Origin of the sequence: Nocardia farcinica (assembly GCF_029867845.1) — a bacterium.
GTDB lineage: Bacteria > Actinomycetota > Actinomycetes > Mycobacteriales > Mycobacteriaceae > Nocardia > Nocardia farcinica_A.
The window spans coordinates 1-3,841 of the sequence record NZ_JARWRU010001244.1 but is presented as its reverse complement, the minus strand read 5'-3'; the positions used below and the strand labels follow the sequence as shown (position 1 = coordinate 3,841).

General features: G+C 72.6%; 4 protein-coding genes. 1 reads left to right on the top strand and 3 read right to left on the bottom strand.

Features of this window, described 5'->3' with window-relative positions:
• Positions 1–50: 50 nt before the first annotated feature.
• Positions 51–1,946 carry a 1-deoxy-D-xylulose-5-phosphate synthase gene (gene dxs / locus QH283_RS27820; protein ID WP_280505890.1) on the bottom strand — a complete coding sequence of 632 codons (1,896 nt, stop codon included), beginning with the start codon at positions 1,944–1,946 and terminating at the stop codon, positions 51–53.
• A gap of 219 nt (positions 1,947–2,165) precedes the next feature.
• On the opposite strand from dxs, the gene QH283_RS27815 reads away from it, so the two are divergent.
• On the top strand, positions 2,166–2,855 hold the full coding sequence (locus tag QH283_RS27815) for an SIMPL domain-containing protein (protein WP_280505889.1): 690 nt from the start codon (positions 2,166–2,168) through the stop codon (positions 2,853–2,855).
• 24 nt (positions 2,856–2,879) lie between these two features.
• Here QH283_RS27815 and QH283_RS27810 read toward each other — a convergent pair whose 3' ends face one another.
• Together QH283_RS27810 and QH283_RS27805 are read right to left on the bottom strand one after the other, a co-directional pair.
• A complete protein-coding gene (locus tag QH283_RS27810) occupies positions 2,880–3,182 on the bottom strand; it encodes a DUF1330 domain-containing protein (RefSeq protein ID WP_280505888.1) in 303 nt (100 codons plus the stop codon).
• A 46-nt stretch (positions 3,183–3,228) separates the two neighbouring features.
• Positions 3,229–3,841 (bottom strand): class I SAM-dependent RNA methyltransferase (locus QH283_RS27805; protein WP_432420797.1); only part of this gene is annotated, 613 nt, incomplete at its 5' end.

Genomic DNA, 3,841 nt, shown 5'->3' with positions numbered 1-3,841 from the left:
CCTGCCCTCCCCCGGGCGGGGGGCCCGCCCCGCCCCCGGGGCGGACGGGCTCAGTGCGCGTCGAGCCAGCCCGCGATGCGGCGGGCGATCTCGGGCGCGGTGAGGCCGAGTTGTTCGAGGACCTCGTCGCGGGCGGCGTGGTCGAGGAATTCCTGCGGCACCCCCAGGTCGCGGGTCGGGACGTCGAGTCCGGCCGCCCGCTGGGTGGCCGAGACGGTGGAGCCGATGCCGCCGTGCAGGCCGCTGTCCTCGACGGTCACCACCATGCGGTAGTTCTCCGCCAGCTTGACGACCGAGCCCGAGACCGGCAGCACCCAGCGCGGGTCGACCACGGTGGTGGAGAACCCCTCGGTGGCGAGGAGCTCGGCGGCCGCGACCGCGGTGGCGGCGAAGGGGCCGACGGCCACGATCAGCACGTCGCCGCGCTGGGACTGCACGGGCGAGTCGGGATCGGCCACCCGCAGCACGTCGACGTCTTCCAGCCGTTCGACCGCGCTGATGTCCTCGCCCACACTGCCTTTGGGGAAGCGCAGCACGGTGGGGCCGTCGGTGACGGCCAGCGCCTCGCCGAGTTCCTCGCGCAGGGTGGCGGCGTCGCGCGGGGCGGCGACCCTGATACCGGGCACGATGCCGAGCACCGACAGATCCCACATGCCGTTGTGGCTGGCGCCGTCGGGACCGGTGATGCCCGCGCGGTCGAGTACCACGGTGACCGGCTGCCTGAGCAGCGCCACGTCCATCAGCAACTGGTCGAAGGCGCGATTGAGGAAGGTGGAGTAGATCGCGACCACCGGGTGCAACCCGCCGAGGGCGAGGCCCGCCGCCGAGGTCATGGCGTGCTGTTCGGCGATGCCGACGTCGAACATGCGCTCGGGGAAGGCCTCGCCGAAGGCGGAAAGGCCGGTGGGGCCGGGCATGGCGGCGGTGATGGCGACGATGTCGTCGCGGCGGCGCGCGTGCTCGATCAGCTCCTCGGAGAACACCGAGGTCCAGCCGCGTGCCTTCTTCGCGGCCAGCGGGCGCCCGGTGAGCGGGTCGATCGGGTCGCAGGCGTGCATCTGGTCGGCGATGTTCTTCTCGGCGTGCTCGTAGCCGCGGCCCTTCTGGGTCACCGCGTGCACCACCACCGGGCCGCCGAAGTCCTTGGCGCGGCGCAGCGCGGCCTCCATGGCGGCCACGTCGTGGCCGTCGACCGGGCCCACGTACTTGATGCCGAGGTCGCTGAACAGCTCCTGCGGGCTCACCGCGTCCTTGATGCCCGCCTTCACCGCGTGCACCATCGAGTACGCCGACTCCCCCACCCGCGGGATGCTCTTGAGCAGCCGCTTGCCCGCGTCGAGGGCGTGCTCGTAGGCGGGCTGTGTGCGCAGCGCCGTGAGCCGGTCGGCCAGTCCGCCGATGGTGGGCGCGTAGGAACGGCCGTTGTCGTTGACCACCACGACCACCGAGCGGTCCTGCCCGGCGGCGATGTTGTTCAACGCCTCCCAGCACATGCCGCCGGTCAACGCGCCGTCACCGACCACCGCGACCACGTGGCGGCGCTGCTTGCGCAGCGCGAACGCCTTGGCCAGGCCGTCGGCGTAGGACAGCGCCGCCGAGGCGTGCGAGGACTCCACCCAGTCGTGCTCGCTCTCGGCCCGGCTCGGATAGCCCGACAGGCCGCCGCGCTTGCGCAGCTCGTCGAAGCGGTCCTTGCGGCCGGTGAGGATCTTGTGCACGTACGCCTGGTGACCGGTGTCGAAGATCAACGGGTCGGCCGGCGAGTCGAAGACCCGGTGCAGGGCGATGGTCAGTTCGACGACCCCGAGGTTCGGTCCGAGATGCCCGCCGGTGGCCGCCACCTTGCGCACCAGGAATTCGCGGATCTCCTCCGCGAGGACCGGCAACTCGGCCGCGGTCAACCGGCGGACGTCCTCGGGTGAATCGACCCCGGAAAGCACTCCCACCTGAACTCGCTCCCTCCGGATTACGCATCTGATCCGCTCAGTCTACGGAGCATTCGGGACGAACTCCGCCGACCTCGCTGCGCCGACGCGCGGCGATCGCGGAAAAGCCCTCGTCAGCGCGGCGCGTCTCACCGCGCGTCGCGGCGAATGTGAGCCCGCGCACCACCGCCTCGGTCGCGCTTTCCGTCCCGCGACACCGAGCGCGCCTACAGTGTGGGCGTGACCGAGGAGCAGAGCGAGCAGGACCGGATGATCTCCTTGCCGACGGTGACGGTGTTCGGGCAGGGCAGGGTACAGGCCGCGCCCGACCTGATCCGGCTGACCGTCTCGGTCGAGTCACGCGCCGAGACGGTCACCGCCGCCTACGCCCGCGCCGGGCAGCGAGTCTCCGCGGTCACCGCCGCGTTGCGGGACCACGGCGTGGCCGAGGCCGACATCGCCACCAGCGGGCTGACAGTGCGCTCGGAGACGGTGTGGGCGGAGAACAGGGAGCGCCTGGTCGGCTACGTGGCGGGCACGGCGCTGACCGTGGCGCTGCGCGATCTCGGCCGGGACGACGCGCCGGGGCCGGCCGCGATCATCGCGGCCGCGGTCGACGCGGGCGGCGACGACGTGCGGCTCGGCGGGCTGGTGCGGACCGTCGCCGATCAGGAGGGACTGCTGGCCAGGGCCCGCGACGGCGCCTGGGACGACGCGCTGGCCAAGGCCGAGCGGTACGCCCGGCGGGCGGGTCGCGCGCTGGGGCAGGTCTTGGAGATCACCGAGAACACGGCGGCCGCGCCGCAGTTCGCGCCGAAGACGCGCGCGGTGGCGCTGGCCGCGGAATCGGCGGGCGGCGCGCCGGTGCCGGTGGAACTGGGGGAAACGGAGATCGCCGCGAGTGTGCGGGTCACCTGGTGTCTGGCGTGACCCGCCACCCGGGCGTGACGAGGGTCAGGACGGCCGGTGGCCGAGGCCTTTCACCAGCAGCGTGACCGTGTCGGCGCCCGCGTGCCGGTCCTTCGAGATCTCCTGGTACTCCGGCGACTGCGACCACGCGGTGACCGCCGCCTCGTCGGGGAAGGACATCAGCACCACCTTCTCGCGATCGGTGACGCCCTCGAGGACGGTGGGGCTCTCGTCGGCGGCCAGCAGGGTGCCCGAGTACTTGGTGAAGACATCCATGAATCGCGCCTGGTAGCGGTCGTAGGCCGCGCGATCGGTGAACTTCAGTTGGGCGAGAACGTACACAGTCATGTCCGTGACTCTAATTACGCTCGCGCGCAGGCGATCCGCGAGGTGGTCAGCGGGTCAGCAGCGCCAGGCACTCCATGTGGTGAGTGGCCGGGAAGGCGTCGAAAACTCGCAGGTCGGCGAGCTGATAGCCACCGCGAATGTACAACCCGAGGTCGCGAGCGAAGGAGGCGGGATCGCAGCCGACGTGCACGATCCGCTCCGGGCCGGCGGCCGTGACCGCGGCCGTCACCTCCTTGCCCGCGCCCGCCCTCGGCGGGTCGAGCACGACCGCTCGCGGCGCCGGGCCGCCGTGCCCGCCGAGCCAGCGCTCCACCCGCTCGGACCGCAGGTCCACCCATGGCAGGTCGCGCAGCGCGGCCCGGCCGTCGGTCACCGCGGATCGCGCCGATTCCACCGCGAGAATGGTGCCATCGGGGCCGACCTGCTCGGCGAGCCGGGCCGCGAAGACGCCCGCGCCGCTGTAGAGATCCCAGGCGCTCTCCCCCGCCGAGAGCCCGGCCCACCCTGCGATCAGATCCGAATAACGCTGCGCGGCATCGCGATGCGCCTGCCAGAAGGCGGTGGCCGCGAGCTCCCATCGCCTGCCCGCCACGTACTCCACCGCGCGGCCGGAGCCCTCGACCACCCGCTCCGCGCGCGGCGCGTGCGCGGCGGCGCGA